Here is a 23,958-nt window from a genome sequence, read left to right on the forward strand (position 1 = left end):
CTCCCAGTCGACGGAGCGCTGACCTAGGGCCGCCAGTCCGGGTCGCGCCCGATGAGGCCGAGCAGCCGGTCCTGAGCCGACGCGTCGTCGGGCACTGGCACCTGTGGTCCGTACTGACCCGAGGCCAGCAGCAGGTCGGCCATGGGCTCCATCCCGGCGAACATCCGCGCGCACTCGGCAGCGTCCAGGCTGTCGTCCGCTCCGGTGGCCCGCGCCAGGTCCCAGGTATGCATGAAGACATCGGAGGTGTAGAAGCGGTCGATGGCCTCGTCGAGGCGATGGTCCCCGGTATGGGGGTTCGAGAAGGTTCGGCCGGTCGTCTCGGGGTCGTCGAGCAGTCGTTGGACGGCGACAGCCTGAAGCTCCCACGCGCCTCGGGGGTCGTCCTCGACCGCCGGCCCGGTGGGCAGCCGCACGTCGGCTCCGGAGGCGAGGAAGCCGGGGAACCATCCGACGAGGTGAGCGACCACATCGCGCGCGAGCCAACCGGGCACAGGCGTAGCGCAGTCCCAGCTGTCGGTCGCGCGGACGATCGCGGTGAACCGCTCGGTGACGGCTCGATGCCGTGCCGCGGGCTCCGAAGGCAGGCCGCTCACAGCTCTCCTGCCTCGAGCATCCGGTCGATCGCGTCGTAGCCGTCGTTGACGCCGGTCTCCATGGCGCTGGCCAACAAGCCGTCCCGGGCCTCGAAGGACCCGCACAGGCTCGTGGCGTGCAGCCGGGTGCGGCCGGCGCCGATCTCATCGAGAGTCAGCGTCTCCAGGGCGACAGCGTCGGGCATCTCCTCCCAGCTGAACGTCTGCACGACGCGCTCCTCGCTCACGGTGTGGAAGCAGCCGCGGAACGCCGTCGACTCCTCGCCGTGGCCGGCGGTGTACCGCCACGACCCGCCGTCGCGGGCGTCCCAGTAGCCGATGTCGACGCCCATGCCGGCGGGGCCGATCCACCGGGCGAACAGGTCGGGGTCCGTATGCGCCCGGAACAGCTGCGCCGGGGTGGCGGCGAAGTCGCGGTAGATGTGGATCATGGGGACGCGTTCGTCCGCCTCGATCCGGGCTCGGGTGATGTCTGTGCCTGGCGTGGTCACGATGCCTGTCCCTTCTGGGCTGTTCGAGGGTGGGTGAGCGGGGTGCCGTCCTCGTCGAGGTCGTCGAGGAGGGTGTCGAGACGCTGGAAGCGCTCCTCGGCCCGGCGCTGGTAGCGCTCGAGCCACATGCTGGCCAGGTCGAACACCTCGGCCTCGAGGTGGACCGGGCGCCGCTGGGCCTGCCGGCTGCGGGTGACCAGACCGGCATCCTCGAGCACCTTGACATGCTTGGACACCGCCTGGATGGAGACGTCGTACGGCGCGGCGATGGCGGTGACCGTCGCGTCGCCGCTACTCAGGCGGTCGATGATGTCCCGCCGGGTGGGGTCGGCGAGCGCTGCGAAAACCCGGGACAGCTGGTCGGCCATGCGACCTCCTTTTCAACCAAACGGTTGGATACAACCTAGGCGAGGTGTTCGGTGGTCGTCAACCAAAGAGTTGAGAACGGGAGGACGGCTCCGGTGGGTCGAGTGCGCCCTGAGCTTTCACCGGCGGACGGGCACGATCGACGGCAGACTGACCGCATGGACCCCCTGCCCGTGCCGCCGCTGACCCAGACCCTGCAGAAGTATCTGGTCGCGGTGCAGCCCCTGCTGAGCCGGCAGGAGCAGGACGAAGCGCGCGACGCGGTGCAGCGCACCCTGGACGGGGTCGGCCCCGTCTGCCAGTCCGCCCTCGAGGAGTTCGCCGCCTCGGAGCGGACGGCCGGACGCAGCTGGCTTTCCACCGCCTGGTTGCGTGGCTACCTGGACGTGCGCACCCCCCTTCCTCTGACCAGCAGCGTGGGCTTCCAGATTCGCCCGCCTGTCCCCCGCAGCTCGGAGCCGGGTGCAGCGGCGGCGTCTCAGGTGTCCGCGCAGACCCACACCGCCCACGCCGCCCACGCGGCCGGTGTCATCCAGCGCTTGGCCGGGGTGCACCTCGCCTGGCTGCGAGGCGAGCTCCCCGTCGAGCAGACGCCCCGCGGTGAACGCGTCTGCGGACTGCAGCGAGAGGTGCTCGCAGGAGGGCTGCGCCACCCGGGGACGAGTACGGACGAGTTCCGCCCGGCCGACGACAGCCCCCAGCGGCGAGAGGTGGGGCTGCTGGTGGACGACCGGTTCGTCGTGGCGCAGGTCAGCGACTCGGCTGGTCATCCGTTGGCACGCGAGACGCTTGCCCAGTCCATCCAGGAAGCGCTCCACCGTGCCGATCTCGCCGGGCCCGCCCTCGACCCGGGTTTCACCGCCGTCTCCTACCTCGGCAGCGCCCGGGCGTCGGCGTACCTGGACCGGCTCCTGGACGACCCGGCCAACCAGCGCGTCTACGAGCGGCTCGCGGAGGTGCTGTTCGTGGTCCACCTCGACCGCGCCGCGGGGAGCACGCAGGAGCACCTGTGGCGTGCTGCCTTCTCGCCGGGGCAGGCCTGGGCCTACACGCCGATCACCTACCAGGTCAGTCTCGTCGACGACTTCGTGGGCATGCACCTCGAGCACAGCCAGGTCGACGCGGCCACGCTCAAGGCTGTGCTTCGGCATGCCCAGTCCGATGTCTGGACTGCCCGGGCCGACCCCGCGTACGCGTCCGCACCCGTCGAGAGCGTGGAATGGACCTATCCGGACGACCTCGCCACCGAGCTGAGGGTGGAGCTCGATGCCTACCAGCAGGAGGCGGGGCAGCTGCGACTGGACACGGTGCGGGTCGCCCGCCCGGTGCCGGCCGACCTACCGTTCCGCGTCAGCGACGACGCGCTGTGCCAGTGGATGATGCTGTATGCGCAGCTCTCCACCTACGAACGGGTGCGCAGCACCTACGAGGCCGTCGACACGCGCCACTACAGCGCCGGGCGGACGGAGTGCCTGCGCTCGGTGACTCCCGAGGCGGTGGACCTCGTGCGAGCGCTCAGGGACGGCACCGCGCAGGCGCGGCATCTGAACGCGGCCCTGGTGGCCCACAAAGAGTGGATCAAGGCATGCAAGACGGGTCAGGGGATCGACCGGCACCTGACCGGGCTGGCCTCGATCGCTGCGGCACGCGGCGTGCGCCTCCCGGTGCTCGATGATGTGAGCTACGGGCGTCTGAAGACGGACTTCCTGTCCACCTCCAGCATCGGGGACCACGACCAGATCGTCGGCATGTGCTTCGCCCCGACCAGCGAGGGAGGCCTGGGGGTCAACTACACGGCGCTGCCGGACGTCTACGAGTTCCTGGTGACCTCGCACCGCACGCAGGCCCGTGACGTCGGGACCTTCGTGGCTCGCCTCGATGAGGCGGCCGCCGCTTTGACGACCCTGTTGGACAGCCTCGCCGGCGAGCGGACCGCGGATCAGTAGCGTGCGGCTGGTGCGCTGCGCCTCCGCCGCGCCACACTGACCAGATGGAGGACTTCGCGGCGGCACTGGACGCTGCCCGCCGGCATACCGACGCGTGGCTGGCGAGCCTGCCGGAGCGGCCTGTGCCCCCGCAGGCTACGACGGAGCAGGTCATGGCGGCGCTGGGTACGACCCTGCCCCCGAGCCCCCGCCCCCCGGAAGACACCGTCGAGCTGCTCGGGCAGGAGGGAGCGCGAGGTCTCAACGCCATGGCGGCCGGGCGCTTCTTCGGTTTCGTGATCGGTGGCTCGCACCCGGCGGCCCTGGCCGCCGACTGGCTGAGCACCGCCTGGGACCAGAACTCCGGGCTGCGCGACCTGACGCCCACCCACACCGCGGTGGAGGACCTGGCTTCCTCGTGGCTGCTGGAGCTGCTCGGTCTGCCGGCCGAAAGCGCCGTCGGCTTCACCACCGGAGCGACCATGGCCAACTTCACCGGGCTGGTCACCGGTCGCGACGAGGTGCTGCGGCGCTCGGGGTGGGATGCGGCGCGCCGTGGCCTCGCGGGAGGTCCGCCGGTGCGGGTGCTGGTGGGCGAGGAGCGACACGTGTCCGTCGACGTCGCGCTCCGGTATGCGGGGCTGGGCGAGCCGCAGACGGTGGCCGTCGATGTGCAGGGGCTGATGCGCCCCGACGCCCTCGCGCAGGCCTTGGCCGACGGCGGCCCGGGCTCCACGCTCGTCGTGCTGCAGGCGGGCAACATCCACTCCGGCGGGTCGGACCCGTTCCCGGCCCTGTGCTCGATGGCGCACGACCACGGCGCCTGGGTGCACGTGGACGGGGCCTTCGGGCTCTGGGCCGCGGCGTCGCCGACCCATGCTCACCTGGTCGACGGAGTCCACGGTGCGGACTCCTGGGCGACGGATGCCCACAAGACTCTGAACGTGCCCTACGACTGCGGCCTCGTGGTGGTGCGCGACGAGGCGGCCCTGCAGGCGTCAATGGGGGTGACCGGCGCCTACCTGATCCGCGACGAGAGCTGTCAGCCCGTCGACAAGGTGCCCGAGCTGTCCCGTCGGGGCCGGGCGTTCTCGGTGTGGGCGACCCTGCACAGCCTCGGGCGCTCAGGGGTGGTGGAGCTGGTGGACCGGCTCTGTGCCCATGCGCGGTCCTTCGCTGCCGCCGTCGCGGACATTCCGGGTGCCGAGGTGGTCAACGAGGTGGTGTTCACCCAGGTGTGCGTGCGGTTCGGGTCCGACGCACGAACCCGCCAGGTCGTGGCGGCCGTGCTCGAGGACGGGACCACCTGGATGTCGGGCTCCACCTGGCAGGGACGCGCGGTGCTGCGCATCTCGGTCAGCAACTGGGCCACGAGCCAGGAGGACGTGCGGCTCAGCCTGGCGGCAGTCCGGCGAGCGGTCGAGGAGCTCGATGACGTGCCGTAACGCCACGAGGTGGCATCAATGGCGGCACCGGCGCCGGCGCCGCGACCTCTAAGGTTGAGGTGAACGCACCGTGCCTGAGTCCGGACCCGAAGGACCGGAGAGCAACAGTTCGACCCGTGTGCGTCCAGGAGGAGTGGAGCAGATCGAGCAGAGCCGGACCGCTGGCAGTGGCGTAGGGGACTCCGCCACTGCGCCCGCGCGCGTCGGGCGGCGGCTGGCGTGGACCCTCGCCGTTGCCGCCACCGTGGTCGCGCTGGTGGCCGGCGGTACCTGGCTTGCCGCGATGAGTGGGGAGACCGAGTCGCCGGACTCCTCGTGCGCCGCCGAGATCGTCTTTGACGGGCGGACCTACGCCGGTTACGGCGACCCGCTCCGGGTGCCGCGACGAGGGGAGCCTCTGGGGGTGGCGACCACGCCGGCCTGTGCCGACGGCCAGTACGCCGGGGGCGAGGAGCTGGAGGTATGGACGGTGCCCGGGGTCGAGCCCCATGTCGCCCTGATGGCCGACGGGGTGGTCTGGATCGAGGGGCGCGAGTCCGCGCTACCGGAGCAGCTGCAGGAGCTCACCGAGCCGGTCGGCTGCACGGCGGCCGGCGAGTCGACTGTGACCGGCCGGCTGGTCGGCGTCGAGGCACCGATCGGTGAGGAGGAGTTCGAGCCGCGCCCCCCCTACCTGGCCACCCTCGTCGCCGACGAGGGTGCGTCGCTGCCCCTGGCCAGGTACTCCAGCGTCACCATCGAGGTGCAGGTGACTGCCACCACCGACGGGGGTGACGACGCCGAGCTCGTGGCGGCGGCGTTGCGCGACGGTGCCCACCTGGACATCGCCGTCGTGTGCACCGCGGGACGGTTCCGCGCCACGTCGTGGCGGCTGGCGGAGTAGAGGGCAATGAGCCGGGTGAGCACGGCTGCCCGTCGGCGCCGGATGTCGGCGTCGTTGGTCGATGGTCACCGGCCGACACGGCTTCGGCCTCAACAATGTGTGCATTCTCAGATGACATTCTGGTGCAATGGCGGGGGAAAGAGGGAATAGAAGGGCCCAACGCGCCGCGATGCTCACCATTGCCGGTCTTGTGGCCGCCCTGTGCACGGTAATGGCGGTTCGAATGCTCACGGCCGAGAAGCCTCCCGAGGCGACATCGTCGGCTTCGCCCGAGAACACGCAGGCCATCGTCAATGTCGGTGCATTCTTGGAGACGATGCAGCTGACCGAGGTGAAAGAGGCCGACAAGCGTGGCCCGATCGAGCCAGCGGAAACCAACATTCCGATGGAAAAGCTGAAGAAGGGGCAGAAGCCGCCACAGTTCGTGATCTTCTCCTTTGACGGCGGTGCCGGCCACACGAACTGGCAACGTTTCCTGGACGCCGCCGAGGTGCACGACGCGCGCTTCACCACGTTCTTGACGGGGCTGTACCTCCTCGGCGACCGTGCCGAGGAGAAGGCTGTCTACGACGGGCCCGGGCACGCGCCGGGGGTGGCCTCGATCGGCTACGGGGGCCCCCGGCCGCAGATCCTGACCCAGGTCGACGATCTCAACGAGGCCTACTCGCGAGGTCACGAGATCGGCACGCACTACAACGGCCATTTCTGCGCCGGTCACGAGCCCAGTGGAGACGACTGGACGACGGCCGACTGGGACAGCGAGCTCGAACAGTTCTTCGCCATGATGCGCGGCTGGAAGCAGATGAACGGCTATCCCGACGACGTCGACGACCTGCGGGTGCCCCCCGAGGCCGTGCGCGGCGGCCGTACTCCCTGTCTGGAGGGACAGTGGGATGAGCTCGTACCGGCCTGGAAGGCGCATGGGCTGACCTACGACTCCTCGATCCCGAGCCCTTCGCCGGGGATCTCCTGGCCCGAGCGCAAGGACGGCATCTGGGAGTTCGCTATGCCGTTCGCCTACTCGCCGGCCTTCGGCATGACGACGGTGATGGACTACAACTTCTGGGTCTCCTACAACGGAGGTGTCTCGCAGCCCGAGACCGCACCGGAGGTGCGCGCGAAGGTACGCGAGACGTATGACTATCTCTTCGAGCAGACCTACGACGGCAACCGTGCTCCGCTTCTCGTCGCCGGGCACTTCAACCGATGGAACGGTGACTCGTTCAACCCACCCACCGCCGACTTCATGAAAGAGGTGTGCGGCGAGCCTGACACCTACTGCGCGACATACCAGGACGTCATCGCGTGGATGGAGCTGCAGGACCCGGCGGTGCTGGAGGAGATTCTCGCCCAGCCCCCGGTGGCCGACCAAAGGCCGAGCCGCTGAGCACTCACCTCTGGCGCTCGCGCTGGCGGCGCCCGAGCCGGCCCCGGAGCAGCGCCAAGCTCGTCAGTCCAGGGAGCTGAGGTCTTCGGGCACATCGACCGCGTGCTCGGCCAGGACCTCCCGCGGCACGATCTGCAACGCGAGCCGGTTCGTGCTGGCCAGCACCACCGGCGCCGCCCGGCCGTCGGCGTAGGCGCGGGCCCAGTTCATCGCGGTGACGCACCAGCGGTCCCCTGGGGTCAGGCCAGGGAAGCGGTACTCCGGCCGGGGCGTGGTCAGGTCGTTGCCGAGCTCGCGCTGGTGGTCCAGGAAATCCGCGGTGACCACGGCGCAGATCGTGTGGCTGCCCTGGTCCTCGGGCCCGCTGGAGCAACACCCGTCCCGAAAGAACCCGGTCATCGGATCGGTGCTGCATTCCTGCAGCTCCTCGCCCAGCACGTTGCGCTCGTCCACCGACCCATCATGGCCCACGGGGCACCTGCGTGCCCCCGCACCGTCAGCGCCCGCCACGCGAGTCACACTGAAGCGTGAGCACCATGCACCGGATCGTCGCGATCTGTGTCATCGCGCTCGCCGTCGTGGCCGCGGTGGCGATCGGTGTCACGCCGGATCGATCCTCCTCGGGGCTGCAGAGCCGTGAGGCTCCCGTGGCCAAGCCGCCCGCCGGTCCGGGCCGGTTGCTCAGCGCAGAGACCTTCACGCGTGGGATGCCGCCCTCGTCCCGGGCATGGCGTATCCGCTACACGACGACCCGCGAGGACGGGGTGCCGGCGGAGTCCACCGGGCTGGTCATCGCCGACACCGAGGCAACCGACCAGCCCTCACCGGTCGTCGCCTGGGCGCACGGCACCAGCGGGTACGCGCGAGCCTGCGCGCCCTCGCTGGCCGAGGAGCCTCTGCAGACCGGGGGAGCCGTGGCGGTGCAGAGGGTGCTCGACCGGGGATGGGTGTTCGTCGCGACGGACTACATCGGGCTGGGCACCCCGGGGCCGCATCCCTACCTCATCGGCCAGGGTGAAGGTCGGTCAGTGCTGGACGCGGTGCGCGCCGCCCGCTCGATCCCGGATCTCTCGCTCGCGCAGGAGACCACCGTGTGGGGTCATTCGCAGGGCGGCCACGCCGCCCTGTGGGCTGCCCAGCTGCAACCGGACTACGCACCGGAGGTGCCGTTGCGGGGCGTGGCCGCCATGGCGCCGGCGAGTGACCTACCCGAGCTCATCGACGGGGTGACCGCAGCTCCTGGCGGCACCATCTTCGCCGCCTACGTGCTGCGCGCCTACGAAACGGTGTACGACGATGTCGACGCCAGCGACTACGTCGACGAGGAGACGCAGCGCGCTCTGGAGAGCCTGGCTCAGCGGTGCCTGATCGGTGGTGACGCGGTGCTGGCCGTGGCCGAGTCGGCCTTGCTCGGCGACTCGGTCTTCGAGCGCGCCGCGGACACCGGAACGCTGGGGCAGCGGCTGACCGCGAACGTGCCCAGCGGCTCGGTGGACGTTCCGCTCTTGGTGGCGCAGGGCGAGCGTGACCGGGTCGTCTCCCCGTCGGTGCAGGCCGACTACGTGCGCACGCGCTGCGCGGAAGGGACCGACGTGGACTACCGGACCTACCCGGGCCGGGGTCACCTCAACCTGGTCGCCGAGGACTCGGCCTTGGCCCCTGACCTACTCGACTGGACCGCCCGACGGTTCACCGGCCAGCCTGCCGCCTCGTCGTGCGGACGCCTCTAGCGCTGCGGCTCGGCGTCTCGCACCGGGCCCGTGGATGGTCTGCGTGGGCTGCCGCCGAAGCCGCGCGGCCCGCTGTCGTCCAAGCGGTGCAGGCGTTCCAGGCCGCGGGCCTGACGAGTGGGGTCGGCCGAGCGCAGCTCGCGCTCGGCGACCCGAATCTGCGCCGTGCTGACCCCCGCTGCGCGGGCCTGGCGCAGGTTGCTGGGACTCGTGAGGTCCATGTCGAGCACTGCCTGCGCCGCCGACCCAGTGCGCAGCGGCCCTGACTCCGCCTTGTGCGGGCCCCGCTGTGCCTCCAGACGGTTCAGCCCAGTGGTCCCGGCTCCCGGCCAGAACACGTTGGCGTAGGCCTCGTGACCCGCCCGGTTGGGATGGAAGGACTCCCCGACGGGGAAGGTGAAGCCGTTGATCCACTCCTCGTCGTCACACACCGCATGGTCATCGAACGCGGGCCGGGGGTCGACGTAGTCGAGGCCGTTCGCGGTGGAACGCTGCTGGATCAGTGCGTCCAGGTCGTCGGTGGCCGCGTTGAGTGCTCGCATCTCTCGGCGGGAGAAGAAGGTCGCCCAGCTGCAGTCCTGTCCGTTGAACAGCCTGGGATAGCCACCGACGACGACGGCGGCATTCGGCGCCTTGCTCGCGACGGCGCTGAACACCGAGTCGAAGCGCCCCGGCAGGGCGCCGGTGAGGATGCTCCGGGACTGCCCGATCGCTCCGTAGCAGTCGCTGATCCACCACGGCAGCGCGCACTCGGTGACCACGGGGGAGAAGCCGACGTCGTTGCCGCCCACCGTCATGGTCACGTACGTCGTGTCCTCTCCCAGTGCCCCGACCTGGTTGGCCAGCACGTCGAAGGTGTCCGCGCCGGAGCAGGCCTGGTAGTCCAGATCCAGCGCGCGGGCCTCCGCGATCAGGGCCGGGTATCCGTAGGGGGAGCGGTAGCACCCGTCCGTCGGCGCCCGGGTGCCCGTTCCGGCGCTGAAGGAGTCGCCCAGGGCGACGTAGGCCGAGCCCGCCGCCTGGGTCTGCAGCGGGGCGAGGAGAGCGAGGGCGACTGCCCCCGCGAGTGCGATGAGAGGCCGTCGTGAAGACATGGCAGGAGTGTGGACCAGCGCGGACCTGGTGACAACGATGTTGACCAGGCTGTGGACCAACCCGAACCTGCTCCTGGTCGTGCACTGGCGATCCAGCGCCGAGGTGGCAGCCGCATGCTGCGGGAGCCTCGCCGACCCTTGAGGCGGTCGGTGATCGCGGTCCGGACTTCGCGCCCCCGCGCGTCCAGCAGCACGCCGGACAGGTCGGCCCGCAGGGGGAGTCACGCATCAGACGTTGCTCCACGGGCGAGAGGGCCTCGTGCAGCGTCGACGCGGGAGCAGGGTGTGGGTCAGGCCGATCCCGGGGGAGTGCCCTCGTTCCACGGTCATCTCCCTGTCGCAGAGCCCTGTTGCTCTAGGCTCACACCTGAGCACCGTAGGTGTGCCGACGTTCAAGTCGTGCACACGTGGGGGTCATCAAGCTCGGCCGAAGGAGCGGTATCTGTGGAGACGATGCGGGTCAGCGTGTTGCGCGGGGAGCGTGACGTCGCGGTCGAGGAGCGACCCCGGCCTACCCCGGCCCCGGACGAGGTGCTCGTGCGCGTGGGCTCGGTCGGCGTCTGTGGTTCCGACGTGCACTACTACGAGCACGGCAGGATCGGGCCGCACGTGGTCGACTCACCGTTGGTGCTCGGGCACGAGGCGGGGGGCGTGGTGGCCGAGGTGGGCTCCGAGGTCACCTCGCTCGGGGAGGGCCAGCGGGTCTCTATCGAGCCAGGGGTGCCCTGCCGGCAGTGCCGCCAGTGTCTGCTCGGACGCTACAACCTCTGCCCGGGCGTGCGGTTCTTCGCCACCCCGCCCTACGACGGCGCCTTCGCGGAGTATGTCGCGATGCCTGCCGGCTTCGTCTATCCGGTGCCGGACCATGTCAGTGACGACGCCGCCGGCCTGATCGAGCCGCTGTCGGTGGGGGTATGGGCGGTCCGGCGCACCCGCGTCGCGCCGGAGGACAGCGTGCTCGTCAACGGAGCCGGCCCGATCGGTCTCGCGAGCGCGATGGCGGCCCGCGCCTACGGCGCCCGGTCGGTGACGGTGGCCGATGTCAACGCCCACCGGCTCGAGCTCGCCCAGTCCGCCGGCGTGGGGGTGCTCGACGTGAGCCAGACGTCGCTGGAGGAGGCCGGGCTGTCGGCCGATGTGCTCATCGAATGCTCCGGCAACGGCCGCGCGACCTGGGACGCCGTGCACGTCGTCGGTCGCGCCGGGCGGGTCGCGCTCGTGGGGATGGGCGGCGACGAAGTGACCCTCCCCCTGCCGCACATCCAGGAGCATGAGCTGACGTTGACCGGCGCGTTCCGCTACGCCAACACGTGGCCGACGGCGATCGAACTGGTCGCCTCCGGCCGGGTGGACCTCGACCTCATGGTGACCGGGCACTTCGGCCTCTCCGAGGTCGAGGCTGCGTTGACCGCCGCCAGCCGCGACCCGAAGGCAGTGAAGGCCATCGTCAGACCGGGCCAGGAGTAGCCCCGGAGGGCTAGCGTGGCGGGAGCCGCAACGCGCCGTCGAGGCGGATGACCTCGCCGTTGAGCAGCGGGTTCGCTACCAGGTGGGCCACGAGCGCGGCATACTCGCTGGGCCGGCCGAGCCGAGAGGGATGCGGCACCATCGCCTCGAGGCCTTGTTTCACGTCCTCGCCCAGCCCCTCCATCATCGGGGTCTCCATCACCCCCGGCGCGATCGTCATCACCCGGATCCCCTTGCTGGCCAGGTCGCGGGCGGCGGTGATGGTCAGGCCGACGATCCCACCCTTCGACGAGGCGTAGGCGGCCTGCCCGATCTGACCGTCGTAGGCCGCCACGGAGGCCGTCATCACGACCAGACCGCGGTCGCCGTCCACCGGCTCGTTGCCCGCCATCGCCTCCGCGGCCAGCCGCAGCACGTTGAAGGTGCCGATCAGGTTGGTCTCGACCACCGTCCGGTAGTCCTCGAGGCCCAGCGTGCCGCGCTTGGACAGGATCCGGCCGGGTGTGGCCACCCCGGCGCAGTTCACCACGACTCGCAGCGTGCCCAGCTCGCCTGCTGTCGCGATGGCGTCGCGCACCTGCCGCTCGTCCCGTACGTCGGCGGGGGCGAAGCGAACGCGCTCGCCCAGCTCGGCGGCGAGGTCCTCACCGCGGCCGCCGGGCAGGTCGACCAGCAGGACCGACCCTCCTTCGTCGAGGATGCGGCGCGCGGTGGCCTCGCCGAGGCCGCTGGCGCCGCCGGTGACCAGGGCGACGACGTCTGAGGTGATCTGCACGGTGACTCCTGAGCGGTCGGGGTTACTTGCGTTGCAGCTGGCGGGAGATGACCAGCCGCTGGATCTGGTTGGTGCCCTCGAAGATCTGGGTCACCTTGGCCTCGCGCATGAATCGCTCCACCGGGAAGTCGCGCGTGTAGCCGTACCCTCCCAGGACCTGGACGGCGTCGGTGGTGACCTTCATCGCGGCGTCCGTTGCCGTGAGCTTGGCGACCGAGGCTTCCAGGGAGTGCGGGTGGCCGGCGTCGCGCAGGCGAGCCGCGTGCAGATACGACGCGCGGGCTGCCCCGACCGCCGCCGCCATATCGGCCAGGAGGAAGGCCAGGCCCTGGTGCTCGATGATGGGACGGCCGAACTGTCCACGCTCACGGGCGTAGGCAACTGCCTCGTCCAGTGCGCGCTGAGCGAGCCCGGTGGCGGTGGCGGCGATCCCCATCCGGCCCGAGTCCAGCGCGGCCAGGGCGATGCTCATGCCCTGGCCGGGCTGGCCGACCATGCGGTCGGCCTCGACGACGACGTCGTCGAAGATGACCTCGGCGACCGGGTCGCAGGCCAGGCCCATCTTCTGTTCACGCGCGCCGAAGGACAGGCCCGGCGCGTCACCGGGCACCAGCAGGCAGGACAGGCCGCGCCCACCCTCGTCGCTGGTCCTGGCGAAGGTGGAGTAGAAGTCGGCATCGCCGGCGTGGCTGATCCACGCCTTGGTCCCGGAGACGGCGTACCCGTCTTCGCGCGGGACCGCCCGGGTGCGCATGCTGGCGATGTCGGAGCCCGACTGCTGCTCGGACAGGCAGTAGGCCCCGAGCGTCTCGCCCGAGAGCATGGCGGGCAGGTACCGATGCTGCTGCTCTGCGGTCCCGAACTGGGCGAGCGGGAAGCAGGTGAGCGAGTGCACCGAGACCCCGACCCCGATGGACATCCAGGCGTAGGCGATCTCCTCGACGACCTGGAGGTACACCTCGTACGGCTGCCCCCCGCCGCCGAGCTCTTCGGGGTAGGGCAGGGACAGCAGCCCCGCTTGACCCAGCATGGTGTAGATCTCGCGCGGAAACCGCCCCTCCGCCTCGGCGGCGTCCGCCGCGGGCAGCAGCTCCTCGGCGGCGATCTCGCGCACCAGGGCCAGCAGGTCCTCCGCCTCCTCGGTGGGAAGCACCCGCTGCACGGCCATGGCCGAACTGTAGCGACTGACGTGGCGGCAACCGGCGGTCCCCCGGTCGCATCCGTTGTGCTGGACTCGTGTACCCCGCGCATCTGCTCCAGGGCCCCACGCGTGGTCGTACCCGTTCTCGTCCAGGGCGGGCTTCACCCGGCCCAGGGCCCGCAGCACCTGAGCTGCCCGGAGCACGTTTGCACTTTCAGGTTGTTAGTGCAAGATGCACTCTGTGTTCAAGAGTGCACGGTGCAGCAACAAGCGGGAGCGTGAGCGTCACGTCACCCTGCAGCGCATCAACGGCTGCGCGCGCGGGCTCACAGAAGAGCGCGGTCTCGACGGGTTCACGATGGAAGACCTCGCCGCCGCCGCCGGTGTCTCGCGTCGAACCCTGTTCAACTACTTCCCCGGCAAGCTCGATGCAGTGCTGGGCCCGTGGCCGGAGCTGGACCCCGACGCGGTCGCGACCTTCCGAGCCGGGGGCCCCGAGCACGACCTCGTGTCCGACCTGCGCACCCTCGTCGTCCCGCTGCTGGAGTCGGACCTTGCCGCACGTGACCGCCTGGCGGAGGGGCACCGGGTGCTGCGCAGCGAGCCCCGCCTTCTGGCCGCCCTCCAGGGCCGGTACGAGCAGCTGAGCGCAGAGGTCGTCAGGCATATCGCCGCGCGAGAGGGGCCGGCCTTCCAGGCGCAGCGTGCCCGGGTGGCGGTCAACCTGCTCGCTGCGATCTTCGACTCCGCGTGGCAGGACGCGATCGAGGACCCTCACGAGCGTCCGGTCCTCATCCACTTCGACCGCGCCCTCACCACCGCACGCTCGCTGCTCGGCAGCTAGACAGCGCGAACCCCACGTCCCAGGAGTCCCCCATGGCTACGTTCCTCTACCGCCTCGGCAGTACCGCCTTCCGGCGGTGGCCGGTCACCCTCGTCGTCTGGCTGACCCTCCTGGTGGCCCTGCTCGGCTCGGCCGCCGCCTTCTCCAAGCCTTTGGTGGACTCGTTCTCCATCCCCGGCATCCCGTCGGAGGAGGCCTCGGACCTGCAGGCGGAGATCTTCGGCGACAGTGGTGACGCGTTCGACTCGGCCACGGTGAACGTCGTGGTCGCCGCGCCCGAGGGTCGGAGCCTGGCCGAGGACCCCTATGCGGGCCAGGTCGAGAGCCTCATCGACAACATCGCCGACGGGCCGCAGGTGCCCGGCGCCCTGTCCACCGAGGAGGGGCAGGCGGCGGTCAACCCGGTCACCGCGCTGCAGGCCCAACAACAGGGCGCGGGCGAACAGAGCGCAGCCGGCACCGAAGGCAGCGGCGAAGGCGGGGACCAGGGCGCCGCCGGCGCTCCACAGCTCTCCGAGCAGCAGCAGGCCGCTGCGGCAGCGCTGTCGAACGTGAGCCCCGACGGTCGCATCGGCGTCATCACCTTCGACTTCGACGTCGAGACCGTGGGCGATGTCGAGCCGGCCAGCCAGGATGCCGTGCTCGAAGCGATGGGCGATACCGCGCGCGACGACGGACTGCGGGTCGAGGCCAACGGCCCCGGTATGCAGTCCTTCGCCCCTCCGGGCGGCTCCACCGAGCTCATCGGCATCGGCCTGGCCCTCGTGGTGCTGTTGCTCACCTTCGGCTCGCTCGTCGCGGCGGGCCTGCCCATCCTGACCGCCGTCGTGGGCCTGGCCATCGGTCTCGGTGGCGTGTACACGTCGACCGCCTTCCTCGACCTCGGCTCGACGACCCCGGTGCTGGCCACCATGATCGGCCTCGCCGTGGGCATCGACTACTGCCTCTTCATCCTGGCGCGGTACCGCACGGAGCTGGAGCACACCGACGACCGCGCCAAGGCGATCGGCGTCGCGGTCGGTACCGGCGGGTCTGCCGTGGTGTTCGCCGGTCTCACCGTCCTCATCGCCCTCTCCGCTCTGTCGGTCGTGCGCATCCCGTTCCTGACCACCATGGGTCTGGCCGCGGCGGCGACCGTCTTCGTTGCCGTGCTCGTTGCCCTCACGCTGCTTCCGGGGGTGCTGGGGATGCTCGGGTCCCGGGCGTTCGGCGGCCGAGTGCGTCGCTACCGCCCCGCCCGCGACGACCACGGTCGGACCCTCAACAACGGGGTGCGCTGGGCCCGCCTCGTCGGGCGGGCTCCCGTGCTGGCCGTAACCGTCGTCATCGTCGGCCTCGGTGCGCTGGCCATACCGCTGAAGGACCTGTACCTGGCGTTCCCCACCGACAGCACCGCCCCCTCGGACACCACGCAGCGCCAGGCCAGCGAGCTGCTCGCCGACGGCTTCGGACCCGGCCGCGAGGCGCCGTTCCAGATCGTGGTCGACCTACGCGACGTGCCCGAGGAGGACCGCGCCGAGACCACCGCAGAGGTGGCCGACTGGGCCGCGGGCCAGGACGACGTCGTGGGTGTGCTGGACCTGGCCGCGCTCGGAGGCGGTGCGGCTCAGGGCGAGGCGGGCGAGGAGCAGCAGAAGCCTGCCACCGAGCAGGGCGCCGCACAGAGCGCCGAGCGGGCCCCACCCGGAGCCCAGCTGCTCCTGGTGCCGCAGAGCGGGCCCGACGACCCCGCCACCGGCGAGCTGTTGACCGACCTGCGCGACGGCGAGCCCGGTATCGAGGACCAGACGGGGGCCACCATCGGCATCACGGGGCTCACCGCGATCACGACCGACGTCTCCGACCGCCTCAACGATGCCCTGCCCGTCTACCTCGCGGTGGTGGTCGGTCTGGCGTTCATCCTGCTCACGGTGGTGTTCCGCTCCTTGCTGGTGCCCCTCACGGCCACCTTCGGGTTCCTGCTCTCGGTGCTGGCCACCCTGGGCGCCACGGTGGCGGTCTTTCAGGAGGGTGCGCTGGGGATCTTCGAGGGCCAGCCCGTCGTGAGCTTCATGCCGATCTTCCTCATCGGCGTCGTGTTCGGCCTGGCGATGGACTACCAGGTGTTCCTCGTCACGCGGATGCGCGAAGCCCACGTCCACGGTGCCGAAACCGGTGAGGCCGTGGTCGACGGCTTCCGGAACTCGGCGCGTGTCGTCACCGCGGCCGCGGTCATCATGACCTCGGTCTTCGCGGCGTTCATGTTCGAGGACGACCCGATCATCACCTCGATCGGCTTCGGTCTGGCCACGGCGGTCGTCCTCGACGCCTTCGTGGTGCGGATGGTGCTGATCCCCGGGCTGATGTACCTGCTCGGGGCGCGAGCCTGGTGGCTGCCGCGGTGGCTCGACCGGGTGCTGCCCGACGTCGACGTGGAGGGCAAGGCGCTGGAACGCGCGCATCCGGGGCTCCGCCCGGACACGCAGCCGGAGCCGCGGCCGAACACCGGGCCCGAGGCGTCGCCGAGCAGCCCGAGGCAGCGTCCCCGCGCCGGGCGCCATCGCCCCGAGCGGATCGCCCAGCTCATCAACCAGGAAGGCTGAGCGGCTGGCCAGCGCCGGTGGCACCCGCGGCCTCAGCCCCAGACGAGTGCGCCCAGCAGCAGCACGGCGAGCTCGACGGCGATGGTCGTCGCCCCCAACGCGTCACCGGTGAGGCCGCCCAGGCTGCGGCGGAACCACCAGGCCGCCAAGGCGAGGACCGCCAGCGCGACCGGCACGGCCGCCACCGCCCATGGTCCCAGCAGCGCCACCGCCACGACGACCCACGCGAGGCTGCTCACCGAGGCCAGCGCGGCTTCACGTCGGCCCACGCTCGAGGCCATGCGCCCGAGGGGTGAGTCAGGGTGGGCGTACGGCTGCGACATCAAGAGGGCCACGCTTCCCCAGCGCCCCAGGACGTGCGCGGTGAGAACGACGCCGGCCACGACGGTCCAGCCCGCGCCCGCCACGGCGGACAGGGACGCGAAGCGCACCGTCGACACCAACAGCACCGCGAGCGCCCCGTACCCTCCCACCCGGGTGGCCCGCATGACGGCCAGGCGCTGCGCCGGCGTCGACGCCCCGCTGCTGTCGGCGATCTTGGCCAGCCCGTCCTCGTCCCGGCCTCCGGTGACGAGCAGGCCGGCCACGACTCCCGCTGCGGCGGCGACCCACTCGGGTGCGACCCGGTCGACGCCGACCACGGTGGCGCAGACCAACCCGCCGACGAGCAGCCCCACCACGGGGAACCAAGGCGTCGAGCGGGCCAGGTCGCTGGCATGACGGCTCCGCCAGCGACCCAGCGGCAGTCGGGTCAGGAGGTCGAGCGCGGTGGCTGCGGGCGCGGCTCGCCCGGGCTGAGCAGGGCTCACTCGTCGATCGTGACCCCGACGGTTCAGTGGGGCGGGCCGGGCCAGCGGCGGGTCGTCATACCCTCCTGCTTGGCCCGCTCGACCGCCTCCTCGTAGCACTGCTCGGCCTCTTCGCGCCCCACCCAGTGCGAGGCCTCGACCGTCTTGTCCGGCTCCAGGGCCTTGTACACCTCGAAGAAGTGCTGGATCTCCAGCAGCCGGTGCTCTCCGACATCCTCGAGGTCCACGATGTCGTCCTGGCGCGGGTCACCAGCCGGCATGCAGATCACCTTGTCGTCCCCGCCGGCCTCGTCGCGCATCCGGAACATGCCGATGGGACGTGCCTCCACCAGGCATCCCGGCCAGGTCGGCTCGTCGAGCAGCACCAGCGCATCCAGCGGATCGCCGTCCTCGCCGAGCGTCTCCTCGATGTACCCGTAGTCGGCCGGGTAGCGCGTGGAGGTGAAAAGCATCCGATCCAGCCGGATGCGCCCGGTCTCGTGGTCGACCTCGTACTTGTTGCGGCTGCCTTGAGGGATCTCGATGGTGACGTCGAAGCGCATAGCCGAAGAATGTCATACCCCTGCGCGCACGGCGAGGTCGTGAATGCCGTACCCGGCGCACTCACCTACGCTGCACGAAGACCAGCAGCGCTCGGCAACGAAAGGGGCCTCGGTGAGGCGATACCGGCGACGTCGGCTACGTCGCCGGGCGGCTACTGCCCTGGGTGCGGTCATGGTCATCGCCGCCATGTCGACGAGCGCCCCGGCAACGGTCGACGCCCCCACTCCGGGGCCCGCGCCGGCCGACCGTGTCAGCGCGGCCGCCGCGGTACGCCCGGCGCTGCCGACCGAGGTCGACGACGCCCTCGCTCCGGCGGACGCGGGGACCCCGCCCGACGCCGAGACCCTGCAGCGTCGCCTCATGAGGCCGTGGACCTCTGAGGCGCTCGGTGCCCGGACGGCTCGGTCACTGGTGGTCCGGGACGCGCTGACCGGTGAGCGCCTCGTCGACTTCCGGGGGAGCTCGCCCCTGGTGCCCGCCTCGACGACCAAGCTCGTCTCCGGTGCCGCGGTGATGGCCACGCTGGCGCCGGACCGCACGTTCACGACGGCGACGGTCCAGGGCTCCCGGGCGAACCGGGTGGTGCTGGTGGCAGGAGGAGACCAGCTCCTCGCCGCGGGTCGGGGCAGCCCCGACGGGGTTGCCGGCCGGGCCGGACTGGCGGACCTGGCGCGACAGACGGCCCGCTCGCTGCGCGAGCGAGACGTCGACGAGCCGGTCACGGTGGAGCTCGACCTGTCCTACGCGTCGGGCCCCCGGGCGGCTCCGGGCTGGACCGCCTTCTGGCTGGACAACGGCTACACCGGCCGGATCTCGATGCTGGCCCTCGAGAGCGACCGGGCTCTGCCGGGTGACCCCGCCCCGGCCGACCCCGCGCTCGTCGCCGCGGAGGCCTTCCGCGACCGGCTCCGCGACGAAGGCGTGGCCGTGGACCCCGGTGAGATCCGCCGTCGCCGGGCGCCCTCCTCGACCCAGGTCCTGGGGGAGGTCACCTCGGCGCCACTGCGCGATGTCCTGGCCTTGGCTCTGGCCACGAGCGACAACGCCATGGTCGAGCAGCTGGCCCGTCAGGGGGCGGTCGCCGACGGCGCAGGCACGGGCCAGCAGGAGGTGAACTCCTGGGTGCTGGACACGGTGCAGCAGGCCTACGACATCGACGCCGCTGGCGCCACCCTGGCCGACACCTCCGGACTCTCGGACGGGACGCGCCTGCCGATGCGCCTGGTGGCCGACGTGCTGGTCGCCGGAGCCGGAGGCCGGTATCCGGCTCTGCAGTCGGTGCTCACCGGGCTCCCGATCGCCGGATACAGCGGAACTCTGGCCGACCGCTTCACCGTCACCGGCGCCGGACGCGCGCGAGGCCTGGTCCGGGCCAAGACCGGCTCGCTGCCGCGGGTCACCTCCCTGGCCGGAACCGTGACCACCGACGACGGGCGGCTTCTGGTGTTCGCTCTGACGGCCACCGACATCGGTTCTGGGCCCGCGGAGGTCGCGGCCCGCGCCGCCGTCGATGACGTGGTCACGCGGATGGCGACCTGCGGCTGCTGAGGTTCCGGGATTACGTTGGGGGCATGACCCGTCTGTTCAAGACCACTCGCGACGCGGCGTCGCCGCAGCCTGCACCCAGCGGCCAGACCGGGCAGGACTCCACCTCGGGTGCTCGGCAGCACGTCGACTGGAACTTCGCCTCCGCCTCCGCCGGGCGGCTGGTGCCCTCGGGCCCCAAGGCCAGCCGCATCGAGATCAAGGATGCGGTGGCGCAGCTACGGTCCAGTGCGCTCGAGGCCGTCGAGCCTGTAGCCCAGACCACGGGGATGTCTGCCCCACCCGACGCGGCCGGCGCGCTCGTCGTGGACCGTCCGGGCTGGATCCGTGCCAACACGGCCTCGCTGGAGTCCATGGTCGGCCCGGTCATCGACAGTGTCATGGCCCGCCGCTCGGCTCAGGAGACCGGTGGTCGTGGGCCGGCTGAGCCCTCGGAGCTCGGGCAGCGCGTCGGCGGAGTCGTCAGCGGTGCCGAGGTCGCCGGTCTGCTCTCGTGGGTGAGCACCAAGGTCCTGGGCCAGTACGACCTCGCCCCGGCAGGTGTGCCCCGGCTGCTGCTCGTCGCGCCGAACATCATGGCTGCCGAGCGTGAGCTCGAGGTGGACCGGCGGGACTTCCGGCTCTGGGTGTGCCTGCACGAGGAGACCCACCGGGTGCAGTTCACGGCCGTGCCGTGGTTGCGCCAGCACATCATCGACAGTGCTCGGTCGTTGAGCACGTCCATGGCACCCACGCCCTCCGAGCTCGGCGAGCGCATGGGGGCGCTGGTGACCGGACTGCCGTCGGTGCTGCGCGGCGAGACCGACATCACGACGTTGCTGGCCAACCAGGAGCAGCGGGCAGAGCTGGCACGGATCACCGCCGTGATGTCACTGCTGGAGGGGCATGCCGACGTCGTCATGGACGATGTCGGCCCCCAGGTGATCCCGTCCGTCGCCGAGATCCGGGCCAAGTTCACCGAGCGCCGGGCAGGAGCGGGGGTGGTCGACGTGCTGCTGCGGCGCCTGCTGGGGATGGAGGCCAAGATGAGGCAGTACCGCGACGGGGCGGTCTTCGTCCGGGCCGTGATCGACCGGGTGGGGATCGAAGGGTTCAACCAGGTCTGGTCCGATCCCGAGGCCCTGCCGCGGGCGGCCGAGATCGCCGACCCGGCCGCGTGGGTCGCCCGCGTACACGGGTAGAACCATCGACGCCGACCACGTCCCCGGCCGGGCCTGCCGCCGAGCGCGAGCGCGGCGGTGACCGGTCCCCCCCGCGCGGAACAGGCTTGCCGGGACGCGTTGCGCGCATGTCTGTCGGGCGAGGGCCTCCAGAGCCAGCACCTCCTGGTGGCGTGCAGCGGCGGCCCCGACTCGGTCGCCTTGGCGCTCGCCGCCGCGTTCGTCGTGCCACGGCTGGGGGGAACGGTCGGGGCCAGCGTGGTGGACCACCGGCTTCAGCCCGGGTCCGAAACGGTCGCCCAGCAGGCTGCGCAGACCTGCTCCGAGCTCGGGCTGAGCCCGGTTCGTGTCGATGTCGCCGAAGTCGCACCGGGCTCCACCGGCCCCGAGGACGCTGCCCGCACTGCGCGCTTCGCCGCGCTGCGCCGAGGGGCTGCCGCGCAGGGGGCCGTCGCCGTGCTGCTGGGCCATACCCGCGACGACCAGGCGGAGCAGGTGCTTCTCGGCCTGCTGCGCGGCTCCGGCGGCCGCTCGCTGTCCGGGATGCCACCCGCCCGCGCGTTCGGTCATACCGATCACCCCCGCCGGCCGGCGCTACGGCTGCTGCGGCCCTTCCTCGGGGTGTCGCGCCGGGCGACGGTGCAGGCCTGCCAGACGGCCGGGCTGCCCACCTGGGCGGACCCGCACAACCGGGACGCGGAGTTCACCCGGGTCCGGGTGCGCGAGGTGCTCACCGACCTCGAGGCCGGGCTGGGCCAGGACCTCCGGCCTGCGCTGGCGCGCACGGCCGACCTGCTGCGCGCCGACGGTGAGGCGCTGGACCAGATCAGCGATCGCGCCTACGACGAGCTCGGCTTCCCGCCCTGGCCGGTGGAGGCAGTGCTCGCTCACCCCGCCGCGGTGCGCACCCGGCTCTGGCGACGGATGGCCCTGGAGGCCGGGGTGCCCGGCTCGAGCCTGGCCGCGGTGCATCTGCGGGCGGTGGACGCCCTGGTGTCCGACTGGCACGGCCAGGGCGCCGTGGACCTGCCCGGACACCGTCGGGTGCATCGCGAGGACGGCGTGATCTGGCTTCGTGACCGGCGGGGAGGTTAACTGTGCCCTGTGAACGCTGAGCAGATGGGCGCCGACCTGGAGAAGGTGCTGCTGACCGAGGCCGCGATCCGTGAGCGGCTCGAAGAGCTGGGTCAGCAGATCTGGGCGGACTACCACGACAAGGAGGTGCTCCTGGTCGGGGTGCTCAAGGGCGCGGTGGTCGTGATGGCCGACCTCATGCGGGCGCTTCCGGGCTCGGCCGAGATGGACTGGATGGCCGTGTCCTCCTACGGGTCCGGCACCAAGTCCTCGGGCGTGGTGCGGATCCTCAAGGACCTCGACACCGACATCACCGACCGGCACGTGCTGATCGTCGAGGACATCATCGACTCCGGTCTCACCTTGAGCTGGATCCGCACGAACCTGCTCTCGCGCAGCCCCGCGTCGGTGGAGATCTGCACCCTGCTCCGCAAGCCGGAGGCGGCGAAGGTGGAGATCGACGTACGGTACGTGGGGTTCGACATCGGCAACGAGTTCGTGGTCGGGTATGGGCTCGACCTCGCGGAGAGGTATCGCAACCTGCGCGAGGTGGGCATCCTCGCGCCGCACATGTACAGCTGAGCCGGAGCCGACCACTGGCGTGTCGGTCTGGAACACTGGTATGTGCCCGCGCGTTAGGCGCTAGACCAGTGCGCATCATCATTCCAACTCGAAGGAGCAGGGCAGGCACCGCCTGTTGACATCGATGAGCAAGAAGAAGCAGCGTCGTAGCCCCTGGCTGTGGGTGGCCCTCATCATCGGCTTCGGGGTGCTGGTCTATGCCCTGACCTCGACGAGCCCGTACAGCCGGATCGAGACCTCCGAGGCGCTGAAGCTCATCAACCAGGAGAAGGTCGCCTCGGCCACCATCACTCCCGACCGGATGGACCTCGACCTGGTCAACGGCGAGAAGTTCAGCAACGACGAGGTCACCGAGGCCACCCAGGTGCAGGCGTTCTACGTGGAGAGCCGCGGCGAGATGGTGGTGCAGGCCCTGGAGGACCACCCACCGACCCAGGGCTTCACCGACGACCCGGCCCAGCAGAACTGGCTGGTCTCGCTGCTCCTCACGCTCGTGCCCCTGATCCTGATCCTCGGGCTGTTCCTCTTCCTGATGATGCGGATGCAGGGCGGTGGTCGCGGCGTCATGCAGTTCGGCAAGTCCAAGGCCAAGCTGGCCTCTCCGGACATGCCCAAGGTGACCTTCGAGGACGTAGCCGGGGCGAACGAGGCCGTCGAGGAGCTGCACGAGATCAAGGAGTTCCTCTCCGAACCCCGCAAGTTCCTCGATGTCGGCGCGAAGATCCCCAAGGGTGTGCTGCTCTACGGCCCTCCCGGGACGGGGAAGACGCTGCTCGCGCGTGCGGTCGCGGGCGAGGCGGGGGTGCCCTTCTACTCCATCTCCGGTTCGGACTTCGTCGAGATGTTCGTCGGGGTCGGTGCCTCGCGAGTGCGCGACCTCTTCGAGCAGGCCAAGGAGAACGCACCGGCCATCATCTTCGTCGACGAGATCGACGCCGTCGGCCGCCACCGGGGCGCCGGCCTGGGCGGCGGACACGACGAGCGCGAGCAGACCCTGAACCAGCTGCTCGTCGAGATGGACGGCTTCGACGTCAAGACCAACGTCATCCTCATCGCCGCCACGAACCGCCCCGACATCCTCGACCCCGCCCTCCTGCGTCCCGGCCGCTTCGACCGGCAGATCGCGGTCGAGGCGCCGGACATGATCGGGCGTCACGCCATCCTTCAGGTACACGCCCAGGGCAAGCCCATGGCGCAGGACGTGGACCTGCTGACCACGGCCAAGCGCACGCCCGGCTTCTCCGGGGCGGACCTGGCCAACGTGCTGAACGAGGCCGCCCTGCTGGCCGCCCGCAAGGACGAGAAGACCATCGAGGACCACCACCTCGACGAGGCGATCGACCGGGTCATGGCGGGGCCACAGAAGCGCAGCCGGGTGATGAGCGCCAAGGAGAAGAAGATCACCGCCTACCACGAGGGCGGGCACGCGCTCGTGGCCGCGGCGATGCGCCACACCGACCCGGTCAGCAAGATCACCATCCTCCCGCGTGGTCGTGCGCTGGGGTACACGATGGTGCTG

Annotated in this window: 23 protein-coding genes; 14 read left to right on the forward strand and 9 right to left on the reverse strand. The window is 71.0% G+C overall.

The window, feature by feature from the left end; translation table 11 throughout:
- Nucleotides 1-23: 23 nt before the first annotated feature.
- The 3 genes from VJ976_RS10985 to VJ976_RS10995 are packed head-to-tail and all read right to left on the reverse strand — an operon-like array spanning nucleotide 24 to nucleotide 1,455.
- Nucleotides 24-596: a TIGR03086 family metal-binding protein gene (locus VJ976_RS10985; RefSeq protein WP_324100263.1), complete on the reverse strand. Its 573-nt coding sequence runs from the start codon at nucleotides 594-596 to the stop codon at nucleotides 24-26.
- Nucleotides 593-1,087 carry an SRPBCC domain-containing protein gene (locus tag VJ976_RS10990; protein WP_324100264.1) on the reverse strand — a complete coding sequence of 165 codons (495 nt, stop codon included), beginning with the start codon at nucleotides 1,085-1,087 and terminating at the stop codon, nucleotides 593-595. Before VJ976_RS10990 ends, VJ976_RS10985 begins: the two co-directional genes overlap by 4 nt.
- Entirely contained in the window at nucleotides 1,084-1,455 is a 372-nt protein-coding gene (locus VJ976_RS10995; protein WP_324100265.1) for a metalloregulator ArsR/SmtB family transcription factor, read from the reverse strand. Before VJ976_RS10995 ends, VJ976_RS10990 begins: the two co-directional genes overlap by 4 nt.
- 156 nt (nucleotides 1,456-1,611) lie before the next feature.
- Here VJ976_RS10995 and VJ976_RS11000 point away from each other — a divergent pair, with 156 nt between their 5' ends.
- The 4 genes from VJ976_RS11000 to VJ976_RS11015 all read left to right on the forward strand — a co-directional run bounded on the left by VJ976_RS11000 (nucleotide 1,612) and on the right by VJ976_RS11015 (nucleotide 7,093).
- Nucleotides 1,612-3,399, forward strand: a complete 1,788-nt coding sequence (locus VJ976_RS11000) for a choline/carnitine O-acyltransferase (RefSeq protein ID WP_324100266.1) — start codon at nucleotides 1,612-1,614, stop codon at nucleotides 3,397-3,399.
- Nucleotides 3,400-3,443: 44 nt separating this feature from the next.
- Nucleotides 3,444-4,823, forward strand: a complete 1,380-nt coding sequence (locus VJ976_RS11005) for a pyridoxal phosphate-dependent decarboxylase family protein (protein WP_324100267.1) — start codon at nucleotides 3,444-3,446, stop codon at nucleotides 4,821-4,823.
- Between the two features lie 70 nt (nucleotides 4,824-4,893).
- Nucleotides 4,894-5,706 (forward strand): DUF6281 family protein, encoded by an 813-nt coding sequence (locus VJ976_RS11010; RefSeq protein WP_324100268.1) that lies wholly within the window; start codon nucleotides 4,894-4,896, stop codon nucleotides 5,704-5,706.
- A 223-nt stretch (nucleotides 5,707-5,929) separates the two neighbouring features.
- On the forward strand, nucleotides 5,930-7,093 hold the full coding sequence (locus VJ976_RS11015) for a polysaccharide deacetylase (protein WP_324100269.1): 1,164 nt from the start codon (nucleotides 5,930-5,932) through the stop codon (nucleotides 7,091-7,093).
- A 63-nt stretch (nucleotides 7,094-7,156) separates the two neighbouring features.
- Here VJ976_RS11015 and VJ976_RS11020 read toward each other — a convergent pair whose 3' ends face one another.
- The gene (locus VJ976_RS11020) at nucleotides 7,157-7,546 is read right to left on the reverse strand and encodes a DUF2237 domain-containing protein (protein WP_324100270.1); all 390 of its coding nucleotides are present in this window, start codon (nucleotides 7,544-7,546) and stop codon (nucleotides 7,157-7,159) included.
- An 83-nt stretch (nucleotides 7,547-7,629) separates the two neighbouring features.
- Between VJ976_RS11020 and VJ976_RS11025 the strand changes: the two genes are divergently transcribed.
- Nucleotides 7,630-8,823, forward strand: coding sequence for a lipase family protein (locus VJ976_RS11025; RefSeq protein WP_324100284.1), 1,194 nt, complete (start codon nucleotides 7,630-7,632; stop codon nucleotides 8,821-8,823).
- Here the strand turns inward: VJ976_RS11025 and VJ976_RS11030 are convergent.
- Complete coding sequence (locus VJ976_RS11030; protein WP_324100271.1) at nucleotides 8,820-9,917, reverse strand: SGNH/GDSL hydrolase family protein; 1,098 nt, start codon at nucleotides 9,915-9,917, stop codon at nucleotides 8,820-8,822. The two genes, VJ976_RS11025 and VJ976_RS11030, sit on opposite strands and share 4 nt — an antisense overlap.
- On the opposite strand from VJ976_RS11030, the gene VJ976_RS11035 reads away from it, so the two are divergent.
- Nucleotides 9,916-10,059, forward strand: coding sequence for a hypothetical protein (locus VJ976_RS11035; RefSeq protein ID WP_324100272.1), 144 nt, complete (start codon nucleotides 9,916-9,918; stop codon nucleotides 10,057-10,059). The genes VJ976_RS11030 and VJ976_RS11035 overlap by 2 nt on opposite strands.
- A gap of 311 nt (nucleotides 10,060-10,370) precedes the next feature.
- Complete coding sequence (locus VJ976_RS11040) at nucleotides 10,371-11,384, forward strand: NAD(P)-dependent alcohol dehydrogenase (protein ID WP_324100285.1); 1,014 nt, start codon at nucleotides 10,371-10,373, stop codon at nucleotides 11,382-11,384.
- A gap of 10 nt (nucleotides 11,385-11,394) precedes the next feature.
- On the opposite strand, the gene VJ976_RS11045 is transcribed toward VJ976_RS11040, so the two are convergent.
- The gene (locus VJ976_RS11045) at nucleotides 11,395-12,159 is read right to left on the reverse strand and encodes an SDR family NAD(P)-dependent oxidoreductase (protein WP_324100273.1); all 765 of its coding nucleotides are present in this window, start codon (nucleotides 12,157-12,159) and stop codon (nucleotides 11,395-11,397) included.
- Between the two features lie 22 nt (nucleotides 12,160-12,181).
- Entirely contained in the window at nucleotides 12,182-13,327 is a 1,146-nt protein-coding gene (locus VJ976_RS11050; protein ID WP_324100274.1) for an acyl-CoA dehydrogenase family protein, read from the reverse strand.
- A 214-nt stretch (nucleotides 13,328-13,541) separates the two neighbouring features.
- On the opposite strand from VJ976_RS11050, the gene VJ976_RS11055 reads away from it, so the two are divergent.
- Both VJ976_RS11055 and VJ976_RS11060 read left to right on the forward strand, forming a co-directional pair.
- The gene (locus VJ976_RS11055) at nucleotides 13,542-14,144 is read left to right on the forward strand and encodes a TetR/AcrR family transcriptional regulator (protein WP_324100275.1); all 603 of its coding nucleotides are present in this window, start codon (nucleotides 13,542-13,544) and stop codon (nucleotides 14,142-14,144) included.
- A gap of 32 nt (nucleotides 14,145-14,176) precedes the next feature.
- A complete protein-coding gene (locus tag VJ976_RS11060) occupies nucleotides 14,177-16,726 on the forward strand; it encodes an MMPL family transporter (protein ID WP_324100276.1) in 2,550 nt (849 codons plus the stop codon).
- A 32-nt stretch (nucleotides 16,727-16,758) separates the two neighbouring features.
- Here the strand turns inward: VJ976_RS11060 and VJ976_RS11065 are convergent, their stop codons facing one another.
- Together VJ976_RS11065 and VJ976_RS11070 are read right to left on the reverse strand one after the other, a co-directional pair.
- Nucleotides 16,759-17,535, reverse strand: a complete 777-nt coding sequence (locus tag VJ976_RS11065) for an adenosylcobinamide-GDP ribazoletransferase (RefSeq protein ID WP_324100277.1) — start codon at nucleotides 17,533-17,535, stop codon at nucleotides 16,759-16,761.
- Nucleotides 17,536-17,558: 23 nt separating this feature from the next.
- On the reverse strand, nucleotides 17,559-18,077 hold the full coding sequence (locus VJ976_RS11070; protein WP_324100278.1) for an inorganic diphosphatase: 519 nt from the start codon (nucleotides 18,075-18,077) through the stop codon (nucleotides 17,559-17,561).
- A 172-nt stretch (nucleotides 18,078-18,249) separates the two neighbouring features.
- Between VJ976_RS11070 and dacB the strand changes: the two genes are divergently transcribed.
- The 5 genes from dacB to ftsH form a co-directional block, all read left to right on the forward strand.
- The gene (dacB, locus tag VJ976_RS11075) at nucleotides 18,250-19,626 is read left to right on the forward strand and encodes a D-alanyl-D-alanine carboxypeptidase/D-alanyl-D-alanine endopeptidase (protein ID WP_324100279.1); all 1,377 of its coding nucleotides are present in this window, start codon (nucleotides 18,250-18,252) and stop codon (nucleotides 19,624-19,626) included.
- A 23-nt stretch (nucleotides 19,627-19,649) separates the two neighbouring features.
- Complete coding sequence (locus tag VJ976_RS11080) at nucleotides 19,650-20,804, forward strand: zinc-dependent metalloprotease (protein WP_324100280.1); 1,155 nt, start codon at nucleotides 19,650-19,652, stop codon at nucleotides 20,802-20,804.
- Between the two features lie 57 nt (nucleotides 20,805-20,861).
- Entirely contained in the window at nucleotides 20,862-21,878 is a 1,017-nt protein-coding gene (gene tilS, locus VJ976_RS11085; protein WP_324100281.1) for a tRNA lysidine(34) synthetase TilS, read from the forward strand.
- A 9-nt stretch (nucleotides 21,879-21,887) separates the two neighbouring features.
- Nucleotides 21,888-22,439 (forward strand): hypoxanthine phosphoribosyltransferase, encoded by a 552-nt coding sequence (hpt, locus tag VJ976_RS11090; protein WP_324100282.1) that lies wholly within the window; start codon nucleotides 21,888-21,890, stop codon nucleotides 22,437-22,439.
- Between the two features lie 124 nt (nucleotides 22,440-22,563).
- The coding region (gene ftsH, locus VJ976_RS11095) for an ATP-dependent zinc metalloprotease FtsH (RefSeq protein WP_324100283.1) at nucleotides 22,564-23,958 on the forward strand (1,395 nt) is incomplete at its 3' end.

Source organism: Ornithinimicrobium sp. (assembly GCF_035267225.1).
GTDB lineage: Bacteria > Actinomycetota > Actinomycetes > Actinomycetales > Dermatophilaceae > Ornithinicoccus.

Excerpts from the sequence above, each read along its gene's own strand:
- VJ976_RS10995 (WP_324100265.1), bottom strand. The coding sequence starts at position 1,455 with ATGGCCGACCAGCTGTCCCGGGTTTTCGCAGCGCTCGCCGACCCCACC.
- VJ976_RS11000 (WP_324100266.1), top strand. The coding sequence starts at position 1,612 with ATGGACCCCCTGCCCGTGCCGCCGCTGACCCAGACCCTGCAGAAGTAT.
- VJ976_RS11005 (WP_324100267.1), top strand. The coding sequence starts at position 3,444 with ATGGAGGACTTCGCGGCGGCACTGGACGCTGCCCGCCGGCATACCGAC.
- VJ976_RS11015 (WP_324100269.1), top strand. The coding sequence starts at position 5,930 with ATGCTCACGGCCGAGAAGCCTCCCGAGGCGACATCGTCGGCTTCGCCC.
- VJ976_RS11025 (WP_324100284.1), top strand. The coding sequence starts at position 7,630 with ATGCACCGGATCGTCGCGATCTGTGTCATCGCGCTCGCCGTCGTGGCC.
- VJ976_RS11035 (WP_324100272.1), top strand. The coding sequence starts at position 9,916 with ATGGCAGGAGTGTGGACCAGCGCGGACCTGGTGACAACGATGTTGACC.
- VJ976_RS11030 (WP_324100271.1), bottom strand. The coding sequence starts at position 9,917 with ATGTCTTCACGACGGCCTCTCATCGCACTCGCGGGGGCAGTCGCCCTC.
- VJ976_RS11040 (WP_324100285.1), top strand. The coding sequence starts at position 10,371 with ATGCGGGTCAGCGTGTTGCGCGGGGAGCGTGACGTCGCGGTCGAGGAG.
- VJ976_RS11050 (WP_324100274.1), bottom strand. The coding sequence starts at position 13,327 with ATGGCCGTGCAGCGGGTGCTTCCCACCGAGGAGGCGGAGGACCTGCTG.
- VJ976_RS11060 (WP_324100276.1), top strand. The coding sequence starts at position 14,177 with ATGGCTACGTTCCTCTACCGCCTCGGCAGTACCGCCTTCCGGCGGTGG.
- VJ976_RS11070 (WP_324100278.1), bottom strand. The coding sequence starts at position 18,077 with ATGCGCTTCGACGTCACCATCGAGATCCCTCAAGGCAGCCGCAACAAG.
- dacB (WP_324100279.1), top strand. The coding sequence starts at position 18,250 with ATGGTCATCGCCGCCATGTCGACGAGCGCCCCGGCAACGGTCGACGCC.
- VJ976_RS11080 (WP_324100280.1), top strand. The coding sequence starts at position 19,650 with ATGACCCGTCTGTTCAAGACCACTCGCGACGCGGCGTCGCCGCAGCCT.